The organism is Stenotrophomonas sp. YJH_SMC_36 (assembly GCF_059369935.1).
Map to the genome: position 1 here is coordinate 93,531 of NZ_JCAFTD010000002.1, position 24,029 is coordinate 117,559.

A 24,029-nucleotide genomic window follows, 5' to 3' on the forward strand; every position below is an offset into this window, starting at 1 on the left:
CCCGGTATCAGGACAGATCGCCGTCCAGCGCCCGCCGCAGCCCCGCCACGATTGCGGCATCGGTCTGATCCCAGTGCGGGTCCAGCCCGCGCAGTGCCGGGTTGTTGAACTGCATGGCCGAGTGCCGGCGGCTCTTGGCCGACGCGTGCAGCTCAACGCAGCCGCTGTGCCGCGCCACCGCAGCGATGTTGGCCGGGTTCAGGCCAGCACCCGCCATCACGCTGATGCGCCCCGCCGCCCGGGCGACCAGGCCTTCCAGCACGTCGACACCGGCAACCGCGCTGGCCTGTCCGCCGGACGTCAATACACGGCGGCACCCCAGAGCGATCACCTGCTCCAACGCCGCCGGAAGGTCGCGCGCGGCGTCGAAGGCACGGTGGAACGTCACCTGCAGCGGACCCGCCGCCTGGATGAGCGCGCGGCACAGGGGCAGATCGATATCGCCCTGCCGGTCCAACGCACCGATCACCACGCCATCGCAGCCCAGCGCACGGCACTGTGCGATATCGCGCAGCATCAGCTCGGCCTCCAGGGCGTCGTAGTGGAAATCACCCGGCCGCGGCCGCACCAGCACGAACAGCGGAATCGACAGGCGTTCGCGGGCCATGGCGATGCTGGCGAACGACGGTGTGGTGCCGCCCTCGGCAAGGTTGTCGAACAGTTCGATGCGGTCGGCGCCACCGGCCTGCGCGGCCAACGCCGAAGCCAGCGAGTTGCTGGCGATCTCCAGGGTGAGCCGCGTGCTCACGCCTGTGTGCTCGTGTAGATCGACGGTGAATCGCGCAGGTCGTCCTGGCGCTGCGCATCGCAGACGGCATAGACGAAACCGCGATGCAGCGCATAGGCGCCCACCTCGCCCTGCTTGTTCATGGCCAGGAAGCACACCTGCAGGGTCCTGCTTGCCTCGGGACGCTTGCGTACCACGCGGTCGATCGCCTCACGGCAGGCCTGGGCGGGCGTTCGACCCTGGCGCATCAGCTCGACCACCAGGAACGAGGCCGCATTGCGGATCATCTCTTCGCCCACGCCCGATGCGGTGGCGGCACCGACCTCGTTGTCGACGTACAGGCCGGCGCCGATGATCGGACTGTCGCCGACCCGGCCGTGCAGTTTCCAGGCCATGCCGCTGGTGGTGCAGGCACCGGCAAGATGGCCCCGGGCATCCAGCGCCAGCATGCCGATGGTGTCGTGGTTGTCGCTGTTGCCGGGAAGGCCACGTCGCTCGGCGTTGATCTGGGGCTGGTACTTCTCGGTCTTCAACCACTCGCGCCAGGCCGCTTCGGCCTGCGGCGTCAGCAGACGCCTGCGCTCGAAGCCCTGCTGCACGGCGAACTGCTGCGCCCCTTCACCCACCAGCAACACGTGCGGGCTGTTTTCCATCACTTTGCGGGCCACCGACACCGGGTGCGGGATGTCGACCAGCGCGGCCACCGCACCGCAGCGGCCATCGCCGTCCATGATGCTCGCGTCCAGGCTCAGCACGCCGTCCCGATCCGGATTGCCGCAATGGCCCACGGTGGGATTGCACAGCTCGCTCTCGGCCCAGCGTGCGCCGGCCTCCACTGCGTCCAGGGCACTGCCGCCCTGCGCCAGGACCTTCCATGCCGCCTGGTTGGCCGGCACACCGAAGTCCCAGGTCGAGACCACCTTCGCTCCGCCCTGCACACGTGCCTGTACGCCCGGCAGGGCGGCCATGCCTGCCGCCAGCGCTCCGGCCTGCAGGAACTGCCTGCGATCCACCATGTTGCCTCCCAGTCTGCAACGTGTCGCCGGCCCGATGCCGGCAGCACCGATCAATCGTGTACGGGGTACCGCGCCGCATGCCAGACGGCGGCGCCCAGCACGCCCAGTTGGCCGTGTTCGACCCGCCATACCGGCACCTGCCGCAGCACGTCGGCCAGCACGCCCTTGTTGAGGAAGCGCTCGCGGAAGCGGCCGTCGGCGAGGAAGTCCTGCACGTGGGTGGAAATACCGCCCGCCAGGTACACCGAGCGGGCGCCCACGGCGATGGCGGCATCGCCGGCCAGACTGCCCAACCAGGCGCAGAACACCTGCAGCGTCTCCACTGCAAGTGCGTCTTCGCCGCTGCGTGCGGCGCCGATCAGCGCTTCGGTGCTGGACCACACAGGCGTGACGCCACGCATCTCGCACAGGCACGGATACAGATTCATCAGACCGCTGCCGGACAGCACACGCTCGTTGTCCACATGTGGCCACCGCTGCAGCAGCCTGCCCAGCACCTCCAGCTCCAGCGCGTTGCCGGCCCCCAGGGCAGCGTGGCCGATCTCGCTGGGCAGCACCGGACGCCCGCCATCGGCGAAGCGCAGCGCCGCGCCCAGACCGGTACCGGCCCCCAGCACCAGCGCCGGAAACGCCTTCGCCGGGTCGGCATCGCCGTTCAATGGAACCAGGGTGTCGGCCTGCAGGTAGGGAATGGCCAGTGCCACCGCCTCGAAATCATTGATCAGCTGCAGATCGTCCAGACCGGACTGTGCGCGGGTGGCGGACAACGACACCGTCCACGGCAGATTGGCGTTGATCAGCACATCGCCATCGAGCAGGCCGGCGATGGCGACCACCGCCGACCGCACCGGCAGTGCGAGGCTCCGGGTGAAGTCGGCCAGAATCGCCGCCAGGCTGGAATGATCGGCACACGCGTAGGTGCGATGACTGCCCAGCCGTGGCGCCTGTCCCGGCAGCGTTTCAGCCAGCGCCAGGCGGGCAAAGGTACCGCCGACATCGGCGACGACCAGGCTTCGCGGAAGACCGCCGCGGGAGGAGTCGGTGGAAACCGGGGGCACTGCTGCGATGGTCACTCTGGCCTGCTTGAATCGATTGAATCGCACCGATTCTCAGGCATCAGGGTCGCTTTGCCTAGCGCGGCGCAGCGCCGGCAGCCGACCCTGCCATGGCCTTGTCCGCAGCGTCCGGGTGGCGGCAGCCGGGACGCAGCGCGCAGCGGCACCTGCGGATCAGGGCTCTGCGGTCTGCAGACTATAACGGGTGGTGGCGGTGAACACCGCACCATCCGGCTGGGTCGAACGCACGTCGATCCTGTGGTCGCCCACGGCCAGGTGGGTGGGCAGCGCGCCGCGCCACAGATGCGGCGAAGCGGTGGCTTCCGGCGAGCGATCGTAACCGCGCAGCACGCTGGACAGGTCGTCCGCCGCATTCTCCACCAGCAGCCGCGGGTCGGGCTGGCGGACCTGCTTCATCGGCTGCCATGCCCCACCGTCCACGCGGTACTCGACCACGCTCGCGTCCTCACCCATGTACACGTTGGCGTACACGCCCCACGCCGGATACGCGCCCTGGCGCAGCACCTTCGGCGCATGCAGGCCGATCTGTTCGCTGGCTGGCGCGCCGGCCACGCGATACTGCAGGCGATAGCTGCCGTTGCCAGCCACATCCAGCAACGCGTAGCCCTTTGGCGTGCCGTCGCTCATGGTGCTGTCCGGCACGCCGGCAGCATCCTTCACACCGGACCAGAACGCACCGCAGTTGGCACCGACGTTGTACTCGTGCAGGGGCTTTTCGCCGTGCCAGCCCTCGGCCTTGCCATGGTAGACATGCTGCTGGGTGTGGCTGTGGCCGCTCAGGACCAGCACGTTGCGGAAGTCCTTCAGCAGGTCGAACAGGCGCTGCCGGTCGGCGTGCCGGAAGCTCTCGCGACCCGGCGCTGCATCGAACAGCGGAATGTGCATGCCCAGCACCAGCAGGCGGTCGCGATGCAGACCCTTGAGGTAGGCGGCAAGGAACGCGAACTGATCCTCGCGCAGGCCACCGACATAGCTCGGCCTCGCCTTCGGGTCGTACACCACATCATCGAGGAACACGAAGCTGGCACCGCCCTCCTCCACAGCGTACGTGTCCGGGCCGTAGACGTTGCGCCAGCTGTCCAGCGAATGCTCGTCAACGGCGGCATCGAAATCGAGATCGTGATTGCCCGGCACATGGAACCACGGCACGCCCAGCTGCGTGGTGACCTTGTTGATGGCCGGATACAGCGTCAGGTCATCATTGACGATATCGCCGAGCGTCGTGCCGAGCCGCGCCCGGGTCTGGCCGACCAGCGGCGCCACGATGGACTGCTGGTAGTAGCCGATGTCCTTGAGGCTTGCGGTCTGTGAATCAGTGAACACCAGCATCTGGAAACCACGCCGGTTGTCATGACGATCCGTCTGCAGCGCGAAGTCCCAGTTGCGGGTGGCATCGCCGGTTGCGGCGATGCCACCGTACTTCAGTGCAGGCGAGCCGTTGGGCTGGAAATGACGCCAGAACGACGGCAGCCCGTCGCTCGCCTTCGGGAACGCGTACGCATCCGGCTTGATCACGAACACCGTCTGGCCCTCGCGCACGGGCAGGCTGTAGCTGCCATCGGCTGCGGTCTTCACGATGCGCTCGCCGTTGGACACCTGCACCCCGGCCAGGCCCGGGTCGGTCGCACCACGGCCGGGCCTGCCGTCGCGTTCCAGGTAGACCTTGCCGCTGACAACCGCATCCGCAGCCCAGGCCGGCGAGGTCAGCAACAGGCAGCACAGCCACGCAGCGGGCGATTTCATGGGCAATCCGGCAAAGAAGAGGACTGCCTATTGTAGAGCGGAGCCATGGCTGTCTGCCGCGCGGATGCAGCCGGGCCGGCGCCGGCGCCGAAAGCGCGTGCGGACCGCAGGCCACATGCAGCCATCAACGATGGCGCGTTTCCAGCACCCGGCGCGCGTCGTCAAGCGACAGGCCGCGTGCGCGCAGCAGCACCAGCAGGTGGTACAGCAGGTCCGAAGCCTCGCCCAGCAGCGCCGCGTCATCCTGTGCGACTGCGGCCAGAGCGGTTTCCACGCCCTCCTCGCCCACCTTCTGCGCGATACGGCGGATGCCGTCCTCGAACAGGCGGGTGGTGTAACTGCCGGGTGGACGCTGTGCTTCACGCGTGGCCACCAGTTGCCCCAGCCCGCCCAGGAAATCCTTCGGCGCCTGGTCGAAGCAGCTCTCCGCACCGGTGTGGCAGGTCGGTCCTGCCGGGCGGGCCAGCACCAGCAGCGTATCGGCATCGCAGTCCACGCTGATGGACTGCACCGCCAGCACGTTGCCGGACTGCTCGCCCTTGGTCCACAGGCGCTGCCTGCTGCGGCTGTAGAAGGTCATGTGCCCGACGGCAAGCGTCGCGGCCAGCGACTCCGCGCTGACGTAACCCAGCATCAGCACCTGCAGGGTATCGGCGTCCTGCACCACCGCGGGCAGCAGGCCGTCCCCCTTGCTCCAGTCCAGCCCCTGCAGGGCCTCCAGCGACGGTCGCACCTCAATAGACATCCCGTACCTCGATCTGCTGTTCGCGCAGGTAGCGCTTCAGGTCTGCAATGGCGATGGCGCCGCTGTGGAACACGCTGGCGGCCAGCGCACCATCCACGTCGGCGCGGTCGAAGGCCTCGGCGAAATGCTCCATCGTGCCCGCACCGCCCGACGCGATCAGCGGCACCTGGCACAACGCACGCGCCTGCTGCAGCTGGGCCACATCGTAGCCGCGGCGCACCCCATCGCTGTCCATGCAGTTCAGCACGATCTCGCCTGCGCCGCGGCGCTGTGCCTCGACGATCCAATCCAGCGTCCGTATGGGTACCGCTCGGGTCTTGTCCGGGTCGCCGCTGAAGCGGCGCACCCGCCATTCGCCATCGGCCTCGCGCACCGAGTCGACGCCGACCACCACGCACTGCACGCCGAACTCGGCAGCCAGCTCGTCGATCAGTGCGGGACGGCCCAGTGCCGGCGAATTGATCGAGATCTTGTCGGCACCGGCAAACAGCACCCGCCGTGCGGTTTCCACGCTGTCGATGCCACCGGCTACGCAGAACGGGATATCGATCAGCCGTGCGATGCGCTCGACCCAGGCCACATCGACCGAACGCGCCTCGGGGCTGGCGCCGATGTCGTAGAACACCAGCTCATCGGCCCCCTGGTCGCGGTAACGCTGCGCCAGCTCGGCGATATCCCCCATGTCCACGTGGTCACGGAAGCGCACCCCCTTGACCACCCGTCCTTCGCGCACGTCCAGGCAGGGAATGATGCGGCGACTCAGCATGCCAGCGCCTCCGCCAGGTCCATGCGCTGTTCCAGCAGCGCCTTGCCAAGGATGGCGCCGCCACAGCCGGCAGCACGCGCATCGGCCACGTCGGCCACATCGCGGATGCCACCGGAGGCCTGCACCTGCACGCCCGGCAGCAGCGACACCAGGTGCTGGTACAGGCCGATGTTCGGCCCGGCCAGCATGCCGTCGCGGGCGATATCGGTACACAACAGGTGGCGCATGCCCGCCCGTGCATACCGCAGCGCAAGGTCATCCAGGGTCACGCCCGCGTTCTCGGTCCAGCCATGCACCGGCAACTGCCACTGGCCCTGAGGGTCCTGGCGTGCATCCAGCGCGATGGTGATGTGATCGGCACCGAACGCCTGCAGCCAGCCGACCACTTCATCGGGCCTGCGCACTGCCAGCGACCCTACCACCACCCGGCTCGCGCCCGCATCGAGAATGCGCGCCACATCATCACGCCCACGCACACCGCCGCCGGTCTGCACCTGCAACGTCGTCTGCGTGCGAACCGCCGCCAGCAGCGGGGCCAGCGTGTAGCCACCGGCACGCGCTGCGTCCAGATCGACCAGGTGCATCCAACGCGCGCCCTGCGCGGCGAATGCCTGCGCGCGCGGCAGGGGATCGTCGCCGTAGTGCGTTTCCTGCGCGTAATCGCCCTGCCGCAGCCGCACCACACGGCCTTCGCGGATATCCAGTGCGGGGTAGACGGTGAAACTCATGCAGCGGTGCCCTCGAGGAAGTTGCGCAACATCAGCGATCCGGTATCGCCGGAGCGTTCGGGATGGAACTGCGCACCGAAGTAGCGCCCCTGCTCCACCACGGCAGTGAACAGGCCGCCGTGATCGCAGGCGGCCACCGTGTGGCTGTTCAATGGCGCCGCATAGCTGTGCACGAAGTAGGCGCTTGCACGATCAGGCACATCGCGCAGCAGCAGCGAGGACCGCAGTGGCAGCAAGCGGTTCCAGCCCATGTGCGGCACGCGGATGCCGCACGCCGGTACCAGCTTGCGCACCACCCCGGGAATCAGGCCGAGCGCTTCCACGCCGGCTTCTTCCGAGCGCTCGAACAGCAGCTGCATGCCCAGGCAGATGCCCATCAACGGCACCTCGATCCGTCGCAACGGCTCCACCAGTCCCTGCGCGTGCAGGCGCTGCATGCCCGGCCCTGCCGCACCGACGCCGGGCAGGATCACCCGCCGTGCGCCCGCCAGCCCCTCTGCGTCGCGCACCAGCCGGACACTGGCACCCAGCCGTTCCAGCGCATAGCGTACGGAACCCAGATTGGCGCCGCCGGCATCGATCAACGCGACTTCGCTCACAGAGCCCCCTTGGTCGAGGGGAGCGCCGTGCCCTGGCGCGCCAGTGCCGGGCGCAGCGCGCGGGCCAGCGCCTTGAAACAGGCCTCCACCTTGTGGTGGTCATTGTCGCCACGCACCTGCAGATTGAGATTCAATCCACCTGCATCGCACAGCGAGCGGAAGAAATGCGGCACCAGTTCGGTCGGCATGTCGCCAACGCGCTCACGCTTGAACTCGCCCTCGAAGACGAAATAGGGCCGGCCACTGAAGTCCAGCGCTGCGCTGGCCAGGGTCTCGTCCATCGGCAGGGTGAACCCGTAGCGGCCGATGCCGCGCTTGTCACCCAAGGCTTCGCGCAGCGCCTGGCCCAGCGCCAGCCCGGTGTCCTCGATGGTGTGATGCTCGTCGATGTGCAGGTCGCCCTCGGCGCGGATGTCCAGCGCAAAACCACCGTGCTTGCCGATCTGTTCCAGCATGTGGTCGAAGAACGGCAACCCGGTGCGGATGTTGGCGTCACCGGCGCGATCCAGATCCAGCTCGACGCGTATCTTCGTTTCCTTCGTGTTGCGCTGGACCACGGCCGTGCGCGGCGCATCGGCCAGTGCGTGGGCGATGCCCGGCCAGTCCCAGTCACCGCCGAACTGCTCCGTGCGCAACTGGAAGCCACGGATGTTGAGGTTGTCGGCGAACTGCAGGTCGGTGATGCGGTCGCCGACCATCGCCGAGCGTGCCCAGTCGATGCTGCGGTCCTGCAGGTAGGCCGTCATCAGGCCGATGCCGGGCTTTCGGGTCGGGGCATTGTCCTGCGGCCAGCTGCAGTCGATCAGCACGTCACGAAACACGATGCCCTGGCTTTCGAAGATCTGCAGCATCAGATCGTTCGGTCCGTCGAAGCTGGCGCGCGGATAGCCCTCGCTGCCGAGGCCATCCTGGTTGGTGACGATAACGAACTGGTAGCCGGCATCACGCAGCTTCAGCAGTGCCGGAATCACCTGCGGCACGAAGCGCAGCTTCTCGTAGGCGTCGATCTGGAAGTCGGAAGGTTCCTCGATGAGGGTGCCGTCGCGGTCGATGAACAGGATCGGGGTCATGCAACGGCCCTCCGGGCCGACAGGGCCGCAAGCACGCGGTCATTCTCTTCGGGGCTGCCGATGCTGATCCGCAGCGCATCCTCCAGCTGCGGGGCTGCACGCTGGTCGCGCACCACCACGCCGGCCGCCAGCAACGCATCGAACGCGCCCTGGGCATCGGCAAAGCGCACCAGCAGGTAGTTGCCTGCGGACGCATGGACCTGGCGTACGCCAGGCAGGCCCTGCAGCGCAGTGCGCAGGCGCTCGCGTTCGGCGATCACGGTGGCCACGCGCTCGCGTGTGCGTGCCAGCGCCGCCGGCTGCAGCGCCTGCACCGCCAGTTCCGCGCACGGCGTTGGCACCGGATACGGTGCCTGGCAGCGACGCAGCACCGCGATCAGTTCCGCTGCGGCGATCAACGTTCCGATCCGTGCCGCCGCCAGCGCATGGGCCTTTGAAAGCGTACGCAGCACTGCCACATTGGCGTGCGTGGCAAGCAGGGAGGTCGCCGAAGGACGCTGCGCGTACTCGACATAGGCTTCATCGACCACGACAAGCGCCCGACCGCGCAAGGCTTCGGCCACACGCTCGATGTCGGCCAGGGCGATATCGCTGCCGGCCGGATTGGAGGGCGCGCACAGAAACACCAGCTTCGCATTGCGTGCTCTGGCCGATTCGATCACCGCATCCAGGTCGGCGTGCAGGCCGTCGGCGGCATCGACCAGGGGCACCTCGATCAGAGGCGCGCCCTGCAGCCGTGCACAGACTGCATACATACCGAACACCGGCGGCGTGACCAGCACACCATCGCGCCCCGGCACGCACAGCGCACGCACCAGCAGGTCGATGGCTTCATCGCTGCCACGCCCAACCAGCACCTGTTGCGGCTGCACGCCGTACAGCGAAGCCAGTCCATCGCGCAACGCCTGTGGCTGGGGCTCTGGATAGCGCCGGCTGCGGCCCTCGGCGTCCGCGGGGTTGGCCCAGGCCGATTCGTTGGCGTTCAGCCAGACATCGCCCTGCACTGCCGCACTGCGCGCCGAGCTGTAACCTGCAAAGGCCTGCAGGTCGGTGCGCACCAGCGCCAGTACCTCGTCGATCCCGGCATTCATGCAGCCACCTCCATGCGCAGGGCAACGGCGCGCTCGTGCGCGTCCAGCCCTTCGGCGCTGGCAAGGGTGCGCGCGCAGCCGCCGATCGCCGCCAACCCGGCGGCGCTGGCACTCTGCACGCTGATGAAGTTCTGGAAGCTGGCCACGCTGACACCACTGTACGCACGTGCGGCGCCTGCGGTGGGCAGCACATGGTTGGTACCACTGCAGTAGTCGCCCAATGCCTCGGGGGTGTAATCACCCAGGAACACCGAGCCTGCGGCCTGCACCCGATCAAGCCAGCCGCGTGGTTCGCGCAGGGCCAGGATCAGGTGCTCAGGGGCGTAGCGGTTGCTGATCGCGAAGGCATCGGCCAGCGTGTCGACCAGGATCAGGCGCGACGCCGAAAGCGCCTCGCGGGCGATATCCTGCCGCGGCAGCAGCGCGACCTGGCGTTCCACTTCGGACTCGACCGCGGCCAGCATCGCGGCATCATCGGTCAGCAGCAGCACCTGCGAATCGGGGCCGTGTTCGGCCTGCGACAGCAGATCGGCAGCCACAAACGCCGGATTGGCACCGGCATCGGCAATCACCAGAACTTCCGACGGCCCTGCAGGCATGTCGATCGCCGCTGCACCGTTCTGCGCGACCTGCTGCTTGGCTTCGGTGACGAAGCTGTTGCCGGGCCCGAACAGTTTGTCGCAGGCCGGAACGCTGGCGGTGCCATAGGCCATCGCAGCGATCGCCTGCGCGCCGCCCAGCTTGAAAACGCGTTGCACGCCGGTCAGCCGGGCAGCCACCAGCACCGCCGGATCGGCGCTGCCGTCGGCGCGCGGTGGTGTGCACAGCACCACCTGCGGGCACCCGGCCAGCTGCGCCGGCACGCCCAGCATCAACGCCGTGGACGGCAACGGTGCGCTGCCGGCCGGCACATACAGGCCGACCCGGCCGATCGGCCGCAGCATGCGTTCACAGACCACGCCCGGCGCGGTCTCCACCGCATAGCCCTGGCCCATGCCTGCGCTGTGGAAGCGCGCGATGCGCCCAGCCGCTTCCACCATGGCCTGGCGCAGATCGCCTGGCACCGCCGCTTCGGCAGTCGCGAATTCGGCGTCAGACACTTCAAAAGACGGCAGTTGCACACCGTCAAAGCGTGCGGTGATCACACGCAGCGCCTCGTCGCCCTGCGCGCGCACCTGCGCGATCAGGGTCGCGACCGCATCGCGCGTCTGCTGGGCCACGGCCTGCACCGGGCGGGTCAGTGCCGCGCTGCGCGCAGCCTCATCAAGTTGCGACCAGATCAGACGATTCATGCCAGCGACCGCTCCACGCTCAACACCATCAGGCCCTGCGCGCCCGCACGCTCAAGCTCTTCCATGCGCTGCCAGCTCAGTGGTCCGGGGCACATGGTCTGCAGCCGCAGCGTGCCGCCGTCAGCCGGCAGGCGCTCCAGCGGCCCGGCATCGGCCAGCAGCTGGGCCAGGGCATCAACACGGTCTTCGCTGGCGCGGAACATCAGCAGCTTGCGGTCCTGCTTCTGTACCACGCCATCGAGACGGCGCAGCAGCATGGCGCGCAGGCCCGCTCGAGCGTCATCGGGCACGCGCACCGCACCGGCCAGCACCGCCTCGCTGTCCAGCAGGTTGTGCACCGGCACAAGCTGGTTGGCACGCAGGGTGGCACCACTCGACACCAGATCGCAGATCAGGTCGGCCGTGCCCAGCCGTGGGGCGATCTCAACCGAACCGGACAGCTCCACCACCTGCGCGTCCACGCCCTGCTCAACCAGCCATGCCTTGAGGATGGCGGGATAGCTGGTGGCGATCCGCATGCTGGCCAGCTGTGCCGGCCCCTGCCATTGCCAGTCCTCCGGCACCGCCAGCATCAGCCGGCACTGGCCGAAACCCAGCCCCCGCAGGGCCTGATAGGCATCCGGCAGGCCGATCTGGCGACGCGCGGCGGCCTGCTCGTCCAGTTCGTTGCGACCGACGATGCCCAGGTCGCAGACACCGTCGGCAATCAGGCCAGGAATGTCGTCGTCGCGCACCAGCAGCAGGTCCACCGGCAACGATTCTCCGTAGCAGAACAGCTTGTCGCGGCTTTCGCGCCAGCTCAGGCCGCAGGCACTGAGCAGGTTGCGGGCGGGCTCGGCAAGCCGCCCGCTCTTCTGGATGGCGATACGCAGCCGGTCTCGTGCCGGGGCTGCCTGGGTTGCACTCATGGGAAGGTCTCGAAGTTCGGTACGGGGCGCGGATCAGCGCGAGGCCAGACGGTCGATGGCAGCGGCATAGCCTCGATGGCCATGCTCGAGCGAGCGCGCCACCCGCCCGGTGGTGGTCACGCTGACCCCGGTGCGTTCGTGGATCTCGCGGTATGGCACCCCCTGCTGCAGCAGCGGCACCACTTTCCAGCGGTCGGCCATGGCCTCCAGCTCGGCCGGAGTACACAGGTCACGCAGGAAAGCCATGACCTGCTCCGGCTCACGCAGGGCCGCGAACGCCTGGGCCAGGGCTTCCAGATCGGCCTGGGGGTCTTTGGCGGCGATGTCGGGGCGGGCTTTCACGGGGCGGTTCTCTTGCATCAATGTAATAGCGCGCTAGTACATTAGCGCATTCTTGCGCAGTGCGTCAAACCACCCCATCGCCTCCACCCGAGCATTCAGGTTCCGGAAACGAAAAACGCCCGCCAGAGGCGGGCGTCATCCAGGTCAGCGCCGCCCCACCGGGAGAGCGGCGGCACGGCAATGTCAGTTCACACCATCACCTTCGACTGTTCCAGTTCCACCTGCAGGGTGCTGGCCAGCTCCTCGCGGGATACCTCGAACTGCTGCTCGCGGAGCAGATCCTTCACCGCCACCACCCCGCGCGCCAGTTCGTCCTCGCCGGCGAGCGCCACGAAGCGGATGCCCGCCTTGGCCGCGTACTGGAACTGCTTGCCGATCTTCTTCGGCTCCATCTGCACTTCGGTGTTGATGCCACCGGCCCGCAGGCGGCGGGCGATATCCAGTGACTGCGCCATGCCCTGCTCGTCCATCAGCGCCACCAGCGCCTGCACGCTGCTGGCCTCGATTCCGTCGATCAGGCCCGCCTCACGCAGCTGCCAGAACAGGCGCGACAGGCCGATCGAAATGCCGACGCCGGGCAGCTTCGACTTGCTGTAGTGGCTGGCCAGGTCTTCATAGCGGCCGCCGGAGCAGATCGAACCGATCTGCGGGTGGTCGGTCAGCGTGGTCTCATAGACGGTGCCGGTGTAGTAATCCAGGCCACGGGCGATGGAGAAGTTGAGGCAGTAGGCACTCTCCGGCACACCCAGCGCCTGCACCAGCTGCAGCACTTCGCGCAGCTCTGCCACGCCGGCACGCAGCGTTTCCGAGGACCCCGCAGCGTCCTCCAGCGCCGAAAGCTGGGCCAGCGCATCGGCATGCCCCTGCGAACGCACGGCCACGAATGCCAGGATCTTCTCGACCTGTCCGGCCGGAATGCCGAACCCGTCGCCCACCAGCGTCTCGCGCACGTAGTCGGCGCCCCGCTTGTCCAGCTTGTCCACTTCACGCAGCACCGCCAGCTGGCGCTCGCCCTCGGCCACGCCCAGGCTTTCGAAGAAGCCACGCATCAGCTTGCGGTTGTTCAACTGGATGCTGAAGTCTCCGATGCGCAGCTCCGAGAACACCGCGTGGATCACCGCCAGCACTTCGGCGTCGTACCGCACGCTCAGGCTGTCCTTGCCGATCACGTCGATGTCGCACTGGTAGAACTCGCGGAAACGGCCGCGCTGGGCACGCTCACCACGGTACACCCGCTGCATCTGATAGCGCCGGAACGGGAATGTCAGTTCGTGCTCATGCTCAGCCACATAGCGCGCCAGCGGCACGGTCAGGTCGAAGCGCAGGGCCATTTCCGGAAGCGAGCGGTCACCCGACTCGGCGGCATTGGCCAGCGCACCGGTGGACTGCACGAAGTACACCTGGCGCTCGGTCTCACCACCGGACTTGGTCAGCAGCACATCGGACAGCTCGAACACCGGCGTCTCCACCGGCAGGAACCCGAAGCGCTCGTAGTTGCGGCGGATGACGTCCAGCATGCGCTGGAACGCAATCTGCTCGCGCGGCAGCAGCTCAAGGGTGCCGGGCGGGGTACGGGGCTTGATCACGGGAGCAACTCCTGCTGGAACGGGACGTGGGAGGGGGCGACATTCTAGCGCCCTGGAGCGCGCGGCCGCCTGACGCAGGGTCGAACAGCCGCTTGAAGTATCATAAGGCCCTCCCCGCCCGCGATACGCCCACGCACCATGTCCCGGCCTTCCGGCGCCCCGTCCGCCAACAACGACACCGCCGGGCAGTCCTGCTCCACGTTGGACTGCCTGCACTGCTCGGTCCGCCACCTGGCGGTGTGTTCGGCGCTGTCTCCTGATGAAGTGCAGGCACTTGAACAGGTGACCGTCTCGCAGGCGGTGACGATGGGCAGCACCCTCGCCCGCACCGGCGAAGAGCGCCAGCATGTCTATACATTGACCGCCGGCGCACTGCGCCTGGTGCGGACGTTGGCCGACGGCCGCCGCCAGATCAATGGCTTCGTGCTGCCGGGCGACTACCTGGGCCTGAGCGGCAGCGACCATCACCGCTACGACATCGAGGCGATCGCTGACAGCCGGGTCTGCCGCGTCGCGCTGCCGCAGATGAAGGCGCTGCGCGGGCGTTATCCGCACCTGGAGCGCAAGCTGCTGCAACGCGCCTGCCAGGAGCTGGACGCTGCGCAGGATGCGGCCCTCGCCCTGGCGCGGCTGCAGCCCGCGGAAAAGCTGGCTGACTTCCTGCTGCGCCTGGCCGCGCGCGAGGCGCGGCTGGGCGGCGACGGCCTGCGCGTCTCGCTGCCGATGGGGCGCGGCGACATCGCCGACCACCTCGGCCTGACCATGGAGACGGTCAGCCGCACCTTCACCAAGCTGCGTCAGCAGGCGCTGATCGCGCTGCCGCACCTGAACGTCGTGGAGATCCTCGACGAGGACGGGCTGCGCCAGCTGGCGGGCGACGTCCAGGGTTGAGCGTCGCGCCACGACCTGCGCCCGGTGGTACCGGGCGCCCCACCCTGCCCCTTGCTTCAGACGACACCGCGCCATGCCCGGCACCTGTCCGTCAGCGCAGCAGCACCTCGCGCAGCGCCGCATAGTCGGCAGCCAGCGGTTCCGCATGCGCGGGACGCTGCAGCAGCGCCGCCAGCGCCGGAGGCACCGGCACTGCTTCGCCGATCAATGGCTCCACCACCGCCTCGAACTTGGCCGGGTGCGCGGTTGCCACCACCGCCCAGTCGCCCTTCGCCCCGCCCGCGCGGAGGTCCTGCAGCACCTTCACTGCCGTCGCGGTATGCGGGCAGAACAGCTCGCCCCCACTGGCGTGCGCACTGGCGATGGTGGCGCGGATGGTCACATCATCCACCGCGAAAGCACGGAGGGCTGCGCGCAGTTCGGCATCGTCGCCGTCGTACAGCCACCGCAGGCGCTCGAAGTTGCTCGGCGCGCCCACATCCATCGCATTGGCAACCGTGGCGACACTGGCCTGTGGCTGATACGCGCCGCCCTCGAAGTACTTCGGCAGCACATCATTGGCATTGGTGGCCAGCACGATCTGGCCGATGGGAACCCCCAGCGTGCGTGCCAGCACCGCAGCCATCGCGTTGCCCAGGTTGCCGGTCGGCACCACCAGATTGAGCCGGCGCCGATGCTGCCCATGATGGGCCAGTGCCGCATGCGCGTAGTAGCTCATCTGTGGCAGAAGACGCCCCAGGCTGATGCTGTTGGCCGAACTCAGCGGCACGTCCACCTGCAATGCCCGATCGGCCAGCGCCTGCTTGACCATGGCCTGGCAGTCGTCGAACGAACCCGCCACGCGCAGCGCCTGGATGTTGTCGCCGAAGCAGCCGAGCTGGTGCGCCTGGCGCGGCGATACCCGGCCATCCGGATACAGCACCACCACGCGCACGCCCGGTTGGCGATGGAAGGCCGCCGCCACGGCGGCACCGGTATCACCGGACGTGGCAACGACGATCGTCAGGTCGCGTCCCTTGCCCGCCTGCAGCCTCGACAGCGCGCCTGCCAGGAAACGTGCACCGATGTCCTTGAAGGCCGCAGTGGGACCATGGAACAGCTCGAGGACGTAGTCGCCACCACCAAGCGGACGTAACGGCACCGGAAAATCGAACGCCTCACGGCAGATCGAAGGCAGCGCCTCCTGCAGCGCGTCGCCGTCGAAGAAGGGTGCCAGCAGATCGGCAGCGGTTTCGGCGAGGGTCTCGCCCTGCTGCACATGATGCGGCGCAGGCAAGGCGCTGGGCACATACAGCCCCCCATCGGGGGCGAGGCCGGCGGCGATGGCGGCACTCAGGCCGACGGCCGGCGACTGGCCGCGGGTGGAAACGAATTGCATGGGATCGGCATCCAGTGAGAGGAAAGAAGTCAGCACAGTCGTGCTCCCGCCGCGTCCAACGGCGAGACCCACGCGTCACTGTCGAAGCCCGCAGCCGCAAATGCCGCGCGGACCTGCCCTGCGGCAGCCTGCGCCTGCACCGCATCTTCGAACCAGGCGAACACGCTGGGACCGGCACCGGAAATACCCGCGCCCATTGCGCCCGCCGACAGCGCGGCGTCACGCGCTGCCTCGAATCCCGCGATCAGGCCGGCACGTCGTGGCTCGATCAGCACATCGCGCAAGCCGGCGCGCACCAGCGTGGCATCGCCGCGATGGCAGCCGCTGAGGACCAGGGCCAGATTCGCGCTCTGGGCGACAAACTCGCGCAGCGCGTAACTGCCCTGCAGCGCCTGCCGTGCCCTGCGCGTTTCCAGCACGGCATGCGGATGCACCAGCAGGCTGTGCCAGCACGCAGGCACCGGCACCGACACCACCCTGTCGGCGGTGCACAGCGCCAGCCCGCCCGCCAGCAAGGGTCCGACGTTGTCGCCATGGCGACCGCCGCTGGCCACCGCTTCGCCGTCGAGCGCGTGCGGATACAGGGCGGCGCGTGGCAGCGGCGCATCCAGCAGCGCGTTGGCTGCAACCAGTGCCGCGACGCAGGATGCTGCTGAGCCACCCATGCCGGAGCCGAACGGAATGCCCTTGTCGATCTCCAGCTCGAACCCGTAGCCCAGGCCCAGGTCCTCGCGCAGTGACAGCAGTGCCGCGCCAGCCGTGTTGCCCGCTGCCTCCAGTGGAAGCTCGACCGCACTGCCACGGATCGCCGCGATACGCACCACAGGCTCATCGATGCGGCGCACGCTGACCGTGTCGCCGATACCGGCGATGGCATGGCCCAGAATGTCGAACCCCACTGCCACATTGGCCACTGATGCCGGTGCGAATGCACGTGCGATCACAGGCGCGCCCCTTCACCGGCCGCCACCCGCAGCAGGTCGGCAAACACGCCTGCAGCCGTGACCTCCGGTCCCGCGCCGGGCCCCTGCACCACCAGCGGATTGTCACAGTAGCGGCGGGTGCGGAACTGCACCACGTTGTCGGTCAGGCGCAGGTTGGCGAACGCGTGTGCCGCCGGCAGCTCGTGCAGACCCACCGACGCGCCGTCCGCGTCAAGCCTGGCCACATAGCGCAGCACTGCGCCGCGCTCGCGCGCGTCCTGCAGGCGTTGCTGCAGTGATGCATCAGACTCGCCCAGGCGGGCCATGAAGTCCTCGACGCTGCCTTCGCGAAGCAGCGCCGGCACCAGGCTTTCCACTTGCACCTGTTCAAGACTGAGTGCGTGGCCGGCCTCGCGCGCCAGGATCACCAGCTTGCGCGCGACATCCACGCCCGACAGGTCATCGCGGGGATCCGGCTCGGTGTAGCCCATCGAACGCGCCTGCGCCACCAGCGAGGAGAACGGCTGGCTGCCGTCGAAGCGGTTGAACAGCCAGGCCAGCGTGCCCGAGAAAATGCCTTCGATGGCCAGCACCTCGTCGCCGGTATCGACCAGGTCGCGCAGCGTGGTGATCACCGGCAGGCCGGCGCCCACCGTCGCCTCATAGCGGAAGCGCGCGCCGCTGGCCGCCGCCGCCGCACGGATCCGCTGGTAGCGCGACAGCGGGCCGGCGCCTGCCTGTTTGTTCGGGGTGACCACATGGATGCCCGCGGCCAGCCAATCGGCATAGCGCTCGGCGACCTCGCTGCTGCCACTGCAGTCGATCACCACCGCATGCGGCAGGTGCGCGGCCAGCAGATGCTCGGTGAAGCGGTCGAGATCGCTGGCCTCACCGCCCGCCTGCAGCGCCTGCCGCCAGTCGGCATGCAGACCATCGGCCTCCAGCCGCATCCGCGAACGCGATGCCAGTGCACGCAGGCGCAGATCGACATTGGCCTTGGCCAGCAGCTGCGGGCGCGCCGCCAGCAACTGATCCAGCAGCGCGGCACCGACGTTGCCCGGCCCGATCACGCCCACCGCGAACGTCTGCGGCGACAACCAGAATCCGGCGTGGGCGGCGCGCAGCGCGCGCGTCGCGTCAGCGCTGTCCACGGCCACCGAGATGTTGCGCTCGGAGGAACCCTGGGCGATCGCCAGGATATTGACCTGCGCCCGGCCGAGCGCCTCGAACAGGCGCGCAGCCACACCGGGCTGGCCCGCCATGCCATCGCCCACCGCCGCCAGCACGCTGACCCCTTCGTGGACCTGCACGCGCTGCACCTGGCCAACCGACAGTTCATGGGCAAAGGCCTGCAGCAACGCTCCGCGGCCACGGCCCGCTTCGGCAGCCCGCACCACGCAGCAGATCGAGTGCTCCGAAGAACCCTGCGAGATCATCACCACCGACACCTGCGCCTGGCGCAACGCTGCGAATACGCGCTCGGCGGTGCCGGGCACGCCGATCAGGCCGGTCCCCTCGAGATTCAGCAGGGCCAGGTCGGGACTCAGCGTGAGCCCCTTCACCGGTCCGCGGGGCGAGCGCTCGGCGCTGATGCGCGTACCCGGATGGGCCGGCTGGAACGTGTTGCGGATGAAGATCGGCAGCCCCAGCCGGATCGCCGGCGACATCGTCTGCGGGTGCACCACTTTCGCGCCGAAGTACGCCAGCTCGCAGGCTTCGTCGTAGCTCAGCGACTCCAGCTGCACCGCCTCCGGCACCAGTCGCGGGTCGGCCGACAGCACACCATCGACATCCGTCCAGATGTGCAGCTCGTCGGCATTGAACAGCGCGGCGAAGATCGCGCCGGAGTAGTCACTGCCGTTGCGGCCGAGGGTGGTGATGCGGTCGTTGCGGTCCCGGGCGACGAACCCGGTGGCGACCACGCGCGTCTGCGGATGCTGCAGGCGCCATTTCGCCAGACGGTCGGCGCTGGCTTCCCAGTCCACATCCACGCCCAGCTCGCCGTGGCCGACCACGAGCACGTCGCGTGCATCAAGGACGGCGCAGTCCTCGCCGCATGCGCGCAGGTACGTACCGAGCAGCTGCGCGGAGAACACCTCGCCCAGGCCCTGCACGCGGTCAAGCACTTCACGCGGCAGCTCCCCGATCACGGTCAGCGCGGCCAGCACTTCGGACAGCTGCTCGAAACGCGCGTCGATCCACTCCACGGTGTCGCCCACCTGTTCGCCGAGCAGGGCCACCGCAGCCCCACGATGGCGGGCACGCAACGCATGCCAGGCCTCGCGCCACCCCTCGTCTCCCCGCGCCGCCAGCTGGGACAGTTCAATCAACGCATCGGTGACGCCCTTCATGGCCGAGACAACGGTGACCTGCTGCGATTCGGGGCGGGCCCGCAGCAGGCTGCCGACGTGGCGGTAGCGCTCGGCGTCGGCCACCGAAGTGCCGCCGAACTTGTGCACGACCGTGGACGGCGCGGCCAGCTCGGCCGGGGCAACAGGAGGGGGGAGAACGTGGGAAGACATGCAGACCTCGGCAGGAGGCCCCGTCGCATGCAGGTGTCGAGTTTCCCCGCCACCTGGATGGTGCGGGGCCGTGGTTTTCGGGAGTTACACGAAGACGACGGGCCGCACCAGGGCAGTGGTGACGGTGGTGGTGGTAATGGTGGTGATGGCGGCCGGTGCAGTCGGACGCCCCGCGATAGCGGGTGCAATCAGACTGACGGTGGCGGCATCAAGGACCATGACGGACAGAAAACACTGTTCAGCCCGCTGCTGTCAAGTGCTGCAGCGCAAAAACTCCCTGCGCCGATCATCTGCCAACGTGCCGTCATTTGGTTGCAACTGAGACAAAGCAGCGATCGTCGACTCTGAGATGGCCATTCAGCCGGCATGTTCGGCGATCGCGCGTGGCGCGCGGTGAGCGTGCGCGCACAGCATCACTCCCGCCACCAGGAACACGATCGCCAGTGCCTCCAGCACGGTTGGCCAGCGCTGCTGCCAGGCAAATGCGTACAGCAGCGCGAACAGGGTTTCGAACACGATCATCTGCCCGGTCAAAGTCAGCGGCAGCAGACGGCTGGCACGGTTCCAGAATGCGTTGCCCACGATCGACGCCACGACCGCGACACCTGCGCTGATGGCCCAGAATGCGCCCCATTGTGCGGCCGTATGGCTGCCGGCGGACCCGGCGAAGGCCATCGGTACCAGCAGCAGGGACAACCCGCCGGTGGTGACACCCGTCAGCAACGACCAGTCATGGCTGGACAGATCCGGGCGCCGCGCCAGCCAGCGGCTGTTGCCGATCGAGTACAACGCCCACGAGAACAGTGCACCGAAGGCACACAGCAGGCCGATCAGGCGCTGCCGCCAGGGCGTCGCCAGGTGTTCGGACATCAGCGCCTCCCACCCGACCAGGGCCACGCCGAGCACGCACAGCGCCAAGGCGGGCAACAGCTGCTTCAGGGGAACCGCCCCCTGCTCGCGCACGCCCACCAGGGTCACCACGACCGGAATCAGGCCGACGATCAGCGAGGCCGCAGCGCCACCGGCCCACTGCACGGCCGTGGCCAGCAGCAGGAAGTACACCAGGTTGCCCGCCAGGCTCAGCCACAGCAGGGCGTACCATTCCGCGCGCCCCAGCCTCGGCGCCAGCCGCATCCAGCGCGGCAGCAGCAGGATCACGGCGATGAGGCCATAGACCAGATAACGGCCGGCAGACAGCTGCAGGGCATTGAACGTGTGCAGCACGGCGGGGGCCAGGAACACCACGCCCCACAGCGCGCCCGCGGCTACGCCATTGGCGATGCCCAGGACCATCGGATTGTTGCGCATTGCGGATTCTTCGGGGGAGAAGAGGCCGCGCAGTGTAGCCGCCCACCGGACGACCTCTCTTGACCCAGGCTATTGCTGTCCCGGCAGAGCCGGACGCACTCGGCGGCGTTCCCGCAGCGCCATGGATCAGAGGCTGCCCCGCCGCCAGGCCGCAGGGGTTACGCCGCTCTCCCGGCGCAGCGCTCGGGTCAATGCGCTCTGTTCGGAATACCCCGCGGCCAGCGCAATCTCGCTGATCGGCAGCGCACTGGTCCGCAGCTGGTGCTTGGCCCAGCGCAGGCGGCAGGCACTGACGCAGGCCTGCGGACTCAAGCCGAATTCGCGCTGGAACAACGCATGCAGCCGGCTTTCGCTGACGCCGACGAATGCCGCCATGCGCGCGACCGGCCAGGGCTGCCCCGGGTCGGCCTGTACCGCCGTGCACAGCCCCTGCATGCGCGCGCCACTGCCTGCCGGTGCAAACACCCTCAGCAAGGCAGGCAGCAGCAACGGCAGCGGCTGCCCCTGCCGCACCTCGGCCAGCCCCTGGCGCAGGGCCAGCGGCAGATGCAGCCACCGCTGCCTGCACAGGTGCTCCTGCGTGTCGTCGTCCAGAACATCCGGACCGCAATCAACGATCACGAAACCGTTCGGACCCTCCGCCATCTGGTCATGCGCCTCGCCGGCGGCCACGAATGCGCCCTGCAGAAGGTCCAGCCGGCCGCCCCGCCCTTCCAGCTCGAACTGCAGCTCGCCCTGCAGTGGCAGCACCCATTGCGCGTAGTCGTGGCGATCCAGGCCGGTGGCCTGGCCATAGTGCCGGAGGTGGAAAATGGCGCCCATTCGGCAAGTCTGCGCGCCTGACACCGGCGGTGCAATTGACTGCTATAGTCGGGCCGTCTATCCAGCAAGGAGTGCAGGTCATGGCATATCGACAGGTTTCCCTGGCTCTGGCCGCGAGCATCGGCCTGTCCCTTTCCGTCACCGCCAGCGGGCAGGAACGCCGGGCGCCGGCACCGCACTGCCTCGACGCCGTGGGCGTGCAGGAGGTGGAGCAGGCCTCGCCGCGCTCGATCGCCGTCCGTGCCGCTTCCGGCCAGGCCTATCGGATCGACTTCAGCGAAGACTGCCCGAACGTGCGTGCGGCCACCTCCCTGAAGCTGGAAGCGCCGGCAGGCTGGGCCTGCGGCCGCCCCAGCGAACGCGTTGTCGTGGACGGGCACAGCTGCGCGGTCAGCGCGGTCAGTCCAGTGCAGAACCGCGACTACGCCACTGTCGCCCGTGACAGTGACCGCCTGAGCACCGCGACCCTGCCTGCGGTGACCATCAGCGAGCGACGCGAGCAGCGCCGCAGCTTCGGCGGATCGCCCTCCTACTGTTTCGCAACCCGCAACGTCCGTGCCTGGTCCTCCGATCAGCAGGGACTGCTGGTGGAGACCAATCCACGCCGCAATGGCGGCCACCGCTACTACCGCGTCGAACTGGGCGGCAGTTGCCGCCAGCTGGACCGCGCGCCTCAGGTCAGCTTCCAGTCCGGGCTGCAGAACGGCCTGATCTGCGGCAATCCCGGCGATCGCATCCTCAGTGCGGAGTTCGAGCCCGGCGACGAGCGCGGCCTGGGGCCGCTGCCGCTGTATACCCGCGGCAGCTGCCAGATCCAGGCGGTCTACCCGGCCGCGACCCAGGCGTCGAACTAGCTCCCGACACCGAGGAAGGTGAACGGTGCGCTGGGAACGAAATGCTCCAGCGCATCGCCGGAGAAGGTGTTGCGCTGGTCCTTGCCCAGGTCCAGCTTGAGCACCTTGCCACCGAAGTCGATCCTGTTGAGGTCCACCCAGAACGTATTCGGCGTCATCGCGGACTCGAAGAAGTACAGGCGTCGCTTGTGGTCGGCCACGGTGCGCCAGCGCGTGGATGAGATGTTGGGCTCGCCCGGCGTGGTGATTCCGTACGGCACCGAGACATTGCGGATCACACTGAACACACTGGCCAGTGCCACCACGGGGTCTTCCGCCTTGGGAATCGCATTGATGTAGAACGACGCGCGTGCAAAACGGTCGGCCGATCGGTTGGTGCCCGGCAGCATCACCGTGCCGCCGATCTGCTGCCAGTAGCTGTTGAGCGCAAGCTGATGCTCGAAGATGGGCGAATTCGTCATCACCTGGTAGCGGCGATCATGATGGATGACCTGACGGCCACCGATGTATTCCACGATCGCGCTGTCGCCGCTGGCATCGGACAGAGAGAGATGCAGGGTCGCCTGCCGGTCCTCGCCGGGCACCTTGTCGGTGACGATGGAGTACGGCTCGCGCTGCAGCGCCGCCACGGCCTCTGCAACTGTCGCGAAATTATCCAGCACGTACTGCGCCCACAATGAAATGGCCAGGCCGGGCTTGCTGCCGCGCTGCTGCGGATACTCCGATTCCACCAGCCATAGCAGATTGGCGACCAGCCCCTTCTCGTTCATGCCATCGGTGGTCGACACATCGTAGCCGGTGGCCACCACGCTGCCGTACCGTGCAGTCCATGCCAACGACTTCGGCCCGGCCTCGCCGGTCCGTGCAATTCCGCGCGGCAACACGTACAGGTTGGTCGCCACATCGACCTTCCAGTCCATCGACCGCGCCGTGATCACATCGCCGTTGTCACCCAGATAGACCGCACGTGTGCAGGCCAAGGCAGGCATTACAGCGCCTGCCAGGGCCGCCACCAGCAGGGCGGCCCCTGTGTGCTTCATCCGTACCATGTTGCCCCCTTCCATGCCCTGGAGATCCAATCTCAGCGCATGCAGGGTGAGACAGCGGTGAAGCCCGGCGCCCCTGCCGCGACTCAGCCGGCGTGGAGCGCCGGCTGCACGATGTCGGCGAGCAGGTCCACCGCCGTCGGCGCCGCGCGGTCGCCCTGCAGCGCACGGCTGAATCCGGCCCAGTCGCCCACCGTGAGTCCATGCAGCATGGACGCCTCCACCTGCAGGACACGCATCGCCCAATAGGGAAACTGGCGCTGGCCAAGCCGGCTGCGCGCCAGCTCGACGATGTCGACATGGCTGCCGGCCTGCAGGATGCGCTCATAAACCGAATCAATGCCATCCGGCGGCCCTTCGATGTACTGCAGGAAGCGCCCGCCATCATGCAGCAGCACCCCGGTCACGCCAGCCAGCTTGTTGAAACGGGCGGCGTCGTCCACCAGCGCCTTCAGGCGATCTGCGGAAAGATCCGGCAGCGCCTGGCTGACGTAGGCGATGGCTCGCAATGGCATAGCGCTTCCCTGGCAAGATATGCAGCCACGGTAGCAGTTGCGGATGAGCCCGTCATAAGGCTGCGCCCCGCTTGCTGAAGA

At 68.2% G+C, this 24,029-nt stretch carries 23 protein-coding genes; 2 read left to right on the forward strand and 21 right to left on the reverse strand.

What is annotated here, in order from left to right; all coding sequences use genetic code 11:
- Positions 1–7: 7 nt before the first annotated feature.
- The 14 genes from AC5P76_RS03625 to hisS all read right to left on the reverse strand — a co-directional run bounded on the left by AC5P76_RS03625 (position 8) and on the right by hisS (position 13,689).
- Positions 8–748 (reverse strand): copper homeostasis protein CutC, encoded by a 741-nt coding sequence (locus tag AC5P76_RS03625; RefSeq protein WP_253118760.1) that lies wholly within the window; start codon positions 746–748, stop codon positions 8–10.
- A complete protein-coding gene (locus AC5P76_RS03630; RefSeq protein ID WP_053516718.1) occupies positions 745–1,743 on the reverse strand; it encodes a glycosylasparaginase in 999 nt (332 codons plus the stop codon). The genes AC5P76_RS03625 and AC5P76_RS03630 overlap by 4 nt, the downstream gene beginning before the upstream one ends.
- 50 nt (positions 1,744–1,793) lie before the next feature.
- Positions 1,794–2,816, reverse strand: a complete 1,023-nt coding sequence (locus AC5P76_RS03635) for a glucokinase (RefSeq protein WP_065175585.1) — start codon at positions 2,814–2,816, stop codon at positions 1,794–1,796.
- A 156-nt stretch (positions 2,817–2,972) separates the two neighbouring features.
- Positions 2,973–4,562, reverse strand: a complete 1,590-nt coding sequence (locus AC5P76_RS03640) for a calcineurin-like phosphoesterase C-terminal domain-containing protein (RefSeq protein WP_253118761.1) — start codon at positions 4,560–4,562, stop codon at positions 2,973–2,975.
- A gap of 124 nt (positions 4,563–4,686) precedes the next feature.
- Positions 4,687–5,307, reverse strand: coding sequence for a bifunctional phosphoribosyl-AMP cyclohydrolase/phosphoribosyl-ATP diphosphatase HisIE (hisIE, locus tag AC5P76_RS03645; RefSeq protein WP_053516720.1), 621 nt, complete (start codon positions 5,305–5,307; stop codon positions 4,687–4,689).
- Entirely contained in the window at positions 5,297–6,073 is a 777-nt protein-coding gene (hisF, locus tag AC5P76_RS03650; RefSeq protein ID WP_053516721.1) for an imidazole glycerol phosphate synthase subunit HisF, read from the reverse strand. Before hisF ends, hisIE begins: the two co-directional genes overlap by 11 nt.
- A complete protein-coding gene (hisA, locus tag AC5P76_RS03655; RefSeq protein WP_053516723.1) occupies positions 6,067–6,801 on the reverse strand; it encodes a 1-(5-phosphoribosyl)-5-[(5-phosphoribosylamino)methylideneamino]imidazole-4-carboxamide isomerase in 735 nt (244 codons plus the stop codon). The genes hisF and hisA overlap by 7 nt, the downstream gene beginning before the upstream one ends.
- The gene (gene hisH / locus AC5P76_RS03660; RefSeq protein ID WP_053516724.1) at positions 6,798–7,400 is read right to left on the reverse strand and encodes an imidazole glycerol phosphate synthase subunit HisH; all 603 of its coding nucleotides are present in this window, start codon (positions 7,398–7,400) and stop codon (positions 6,798–6,800) included. The genes hisA and hisH overlap by 4 nt, the downstream gene beginning before the upstream one ends.
- Complete coding sequence (gene hisB, locus AC5P76_RS03665) at positions 7,397–8,470, reverse strand: bifunctional histidinol-phosphatase/imidazoleglycerol-phosphate dehydratase HisB (RefSeq protein ID WP_053516725.1); 1,074 nt, start codon at positions 8,468–8,470, stop codon at positions 7,397–7,399. Before hisB ends, hisH begins: the two co-directional genes overlap by 4 nt.
- Positions 8,467–9,561 carry a histidinol-phosphate transaminase gene (gene hisC / locus AC5P76_RS03670; RefSeq protein ID WP_180875954.1) on the reverse strand — a complete coding sequence of 365 codons (1,095 nt, stop codon included), beginning with the start codon at positions 9,559–9,561 and terminating at the stop codon, positions 8,467–8,469. The genes hisB and hisC overlap by 4 nt, the downstream gene beginning before the upstream one ends.
- Positions 9,558–10,853, reverse strand: coding sequence for a histidinol dehydrogenase (gene hisD, locus AC5P76_RS03675; protein ID WP_253118762.1), 1,296 nt, complete (start codon positions 10,851–10,853; stop codon positions 9,558–9,560). Before hisD ends, hisC begins: the two co-directional genes overlap by 4 nt.
- Positions 10,850–11,761, reverse strand: coding sequence for an ATP phosphoribosyltransferase (gene hisG / locus AC5P76_RS03680; RefSeq protein WP_253118763.1), 912 nt, complete (start codon positions 11,759–11,761; stop codon positions 10,850–10,852). The genes hisD and hisG overlap by 4 nt, the downstream gene beginning before the upstream one ends.
- A gap of 33 nt (positions 11,762–11,794) precedes the next feature.
- Entirely contained in the window at positions 11,795–12,103 is a 309-nt protein-coding gene (locus AC5P76_RS03685) for a YerC/YecD family TrpR-related protein (RefSeq protein WP_074901503.1), read from the reverse strand.
- Positions 12,104–12,291: 188 nt separating this feature from the next.
- Positions 12,292–13,689 (reverse strand): histidine--tRNA ligase, encoded by a 1,398-nt coding sequence (gene hisS, locus AC5P76_RS03690; RefSeq protein ID WP_053516730.1) that lies wholly within the window; start codon positions 13,687–13,689, stop codon positions 12,292–12,294.
- Between the two features lie 138 nt (positions 13,690–13,827).
- Between hisS and AC5P76_RS03695 the strand changes: the two genes are divergently transcribed.
- Entirely contained in the window at positions 13,828–14,580 is a 753-nt protein-coding gene (locus tag AC5P76_RS03695) for a Crp/Fnr family transcriptional regulator (RefSeq protein WP_053516731.1), read from the forward strand.
- A 91-nt stretch (positions 14,581–14,671) separates the two neighbouring features.
- Here AC5P76_RS03695 and thrC read toward each other — a convergent pair whose 3' ends face one another.
- From thrC to AC5P76_RS03720, 5 genes are all read right to left on the reverse strand, one after another.
- On the reverse strand, positions 14,672–15,958 hold the full coding sequence (gene thrC, locus AC5P76_RS03700; protein ID WP_253118764.1) for a threonine synthase: 1,287 nt from the start codon (positions 15,956–15,958) through the stop codon (positions 14,672–14,674).
- A 29-nt stretch (positions 15,959–15,987) separates the two neighbouring features.
- On the reverse strand, positions 15,988–16,902 hold the full coding sequence (locus AC5P76_RS03705; RefSeq protein ID WP_253118765.1) for a homoserine kinase: 915 nt from the start codon (positions 16,900–16,902) through the stop codon (positions 15,988–15,990).
- Positions 16,899–19,403 (reverse strand): bifunctional aspartate kinase/homoserine dehydrogenase I, encoded by a 2,505-nt coding sequence (gene thrA, locus AC5P76_RS03710; protein WP_495222662.1) that lies wholly within the window; start codon positions 19,401–19,403, stop codon positions 16,899–16,901. The genes AC5P76_RS03705 and thrA overlap by 4 nt, the downstream gene beginning before the upstream one ends.
- Positions 19,404–19,760: 357 nt before the next feature.
- A complete protein-coding gene (locus tag AC5P76_RS03715) occupies positions 19,761–20,711 on the reverse strand; it encodes a DMT family transporter (protein WP_253118767.1) in 951 nt (316 codons plus the stop codon).
- Between the two features lie 126 nt (positions 20,712–20,837).
- On the reverse strand, positions 20,838–21,533 hold the full coding sequence (locus tag AC5P76_RS03720) for a helix-turn-helix transcriptional regulator (RefSeq protein WP_253118768.1): 696 nt from the start codon (positions 21,531–21,533) through the stop codon (positions 20,838–20,840).
- An 80-nt stretch (positions 21,534–21,613) separates the two neighbouring features.
- On the opposite strand from AC5P76_RS03720, the gene AC5P76_RS03725 reads away from it, so the two are divergent.
- Entirely contained in the window at positions 21,614–22,387 is a 774-nt protein-coding gene (locus AC5P76_RS03725; RefSeq protein ID WP_065175574.1) for a DUF6491 family protein, read from the forward strand.
- Here AC5P76_RS03725 and AC5P76_RS03730 read toward each other — a convergent pair.
- Both AC5P76_RS03730 and AC5P76_RS03735 read right to left on the reverse strand, forming a co-directional pair.
- Positions 22,384–23,436 (reverse strand): linear amide C-N hydrolase, encoded by a 1,053-nt coding sequence (locus AC5P76_RS03730; RefSeq protein WP_317233197.1) that lies wholly within the window; start codon positions 23,434–23,436, stop codon positions 22,384–22,386. The two genes, AC5P76_RS03725 and AC5P76_RS03730, sit on opposite strands and share 4 nt — an antisense overlap.
- An 83-nt stretch (positions 23,437–23,519) precedes the next feature.
- On the reverse strand, positions 23,520–23,948 hold the full coding sequence (locus tag AC5P76_RS03735) for a BLUF domain-containing protein (RefSeq protein WP_128988643.1): 429 nt from the start codon (positions 23,946–23,948) through the stop codon (positions 23,520–23,522).
- Between the last annotated feature and the right edge of the window lie 81 nt (positions 23,949–24,029).

Excerpts from the sequence above, each read along its gene's own strand:
- AC5P76_RS03735 (WP_128988643.1), bottom strand. The coding sequence starts at position 23,948 with ATGCCATTGCGAGCCATCGCCTACGTCAGCCAGGCGCTGCCGGATCTT.
- AC5P76_RS03630 (WP_053516718.1), bottom strand. The coding sequence starts at position 1,743 with ATGGTGGATCGCAGGCAGTTCCTGCAGGCCGGAGCGCTGGCGGCAGGC.
- hisIE (WP_053516720.1), bottom strand. The coding sequence starts at position 5,307 with ATGTCTATTGAGGTGCGACCGTCGCTGGAGGCCCTGCAGGGGCTGGAC.
- AC5P76_RS03715 (WP_253118767.1), bottom strand. The coding sequence starts at position 20,711 with ATGCGCAACAATCCGATGGTCCTGGGCATCGCCAATGGCGTAGCCGCG.
- hisD (WP_253118762.1), bottom strand. The coding sequence starts at position 10,853 with ATGAATCGTCTGATCTGGTCGCAACTTGATGAGGCTGCGCGCAGCGCG.
- hisC (WP_180875954.1), bottom strand. The coding sequence starts at position 9,561 with ATGAATGCCGGGATCGACGAGGTACTGGCGCTGGTGCGCACCGACCTG.
- hisF (WP_053516721.1), bottom strand. The coding sequence starts at position 6,073 with ATGCTGAGTCGCCGCATCATTCCCTGCCTGGACGTGCGCGAAGGACGG.
- AC5P76_RS03695 (WP_053516731.1), top strand. The coding sequence starts at position 13,828 with ATGTCCCGGCCTTCCGGCGCCCCGTCCGCCAACAACGACACCGCCGGG.
- AC5P76_RS03720 (WP_253118768.1), bottom strand. The coding sequence starts at position 21,533 with ATGGGCGCCATTTTCCACCTCCGGCACTATGGCCAGGCCACCGGCCTG.
- thrA (WP_495222662.1), bottom strand. The coding sequence starts at position 19,403 with ATGTCTTCCCACGTTCTCCCCCCTCCTGTTGCCCCGGCCGAGCTGGCC.
- AC5P76_RS03725 (WP_065175574.1), top strand. The coding sequence starts at position 21,614 with ATGGCATATCGACAGGTTTCCCTGGCTCTGGCCGCGAGCATCGGCCTG.
- AC5P76_RS03640 (WP_253118761.1), bottom strand. The coding sequence starts at position 4,562 with ATGAAATCGCCCGCTGCGTGGCTGTGCTGCCTGTTGCTGACCTCGCCG.
- thrC (WP_253118764.1), bottom strand. The coding sequence starts at position 15,958 with ATGCAATTCGTTTCCACCCGCGGCCAGTCGCCGGCCGTCGGCCTGAGT.
- hisB (WP_053516725.1), bottom strand. The coding sequence starts at position 8,470 with ATGACCCCGATCCTGTTCATCGACCGCGACGGCACCCTCATCGAGGAA.
- hisG (WP_253118763.1), bottom strand. The coding sequence starts at position 11,761 with ATGAGTGCAACCCAGGCAGCCCCGGCACGAGACCGGCTGCGTATCGCC.
- AC5P76_RS03730 (WP_317233197.1), bottom strand. The coding sequence starts at position 23,436 with ATGGTACGGATGAAGCACACAGGGGCCGCCCTGCTGGTGGCGGCCCTG.
- hisA (WP_053516723.1), bottom strand. The coding sequence starts at position 6,801 with ATGAGTTTCACCGTCTACCCCGCACTGGATATCCGCGAAGGCCGTGTG.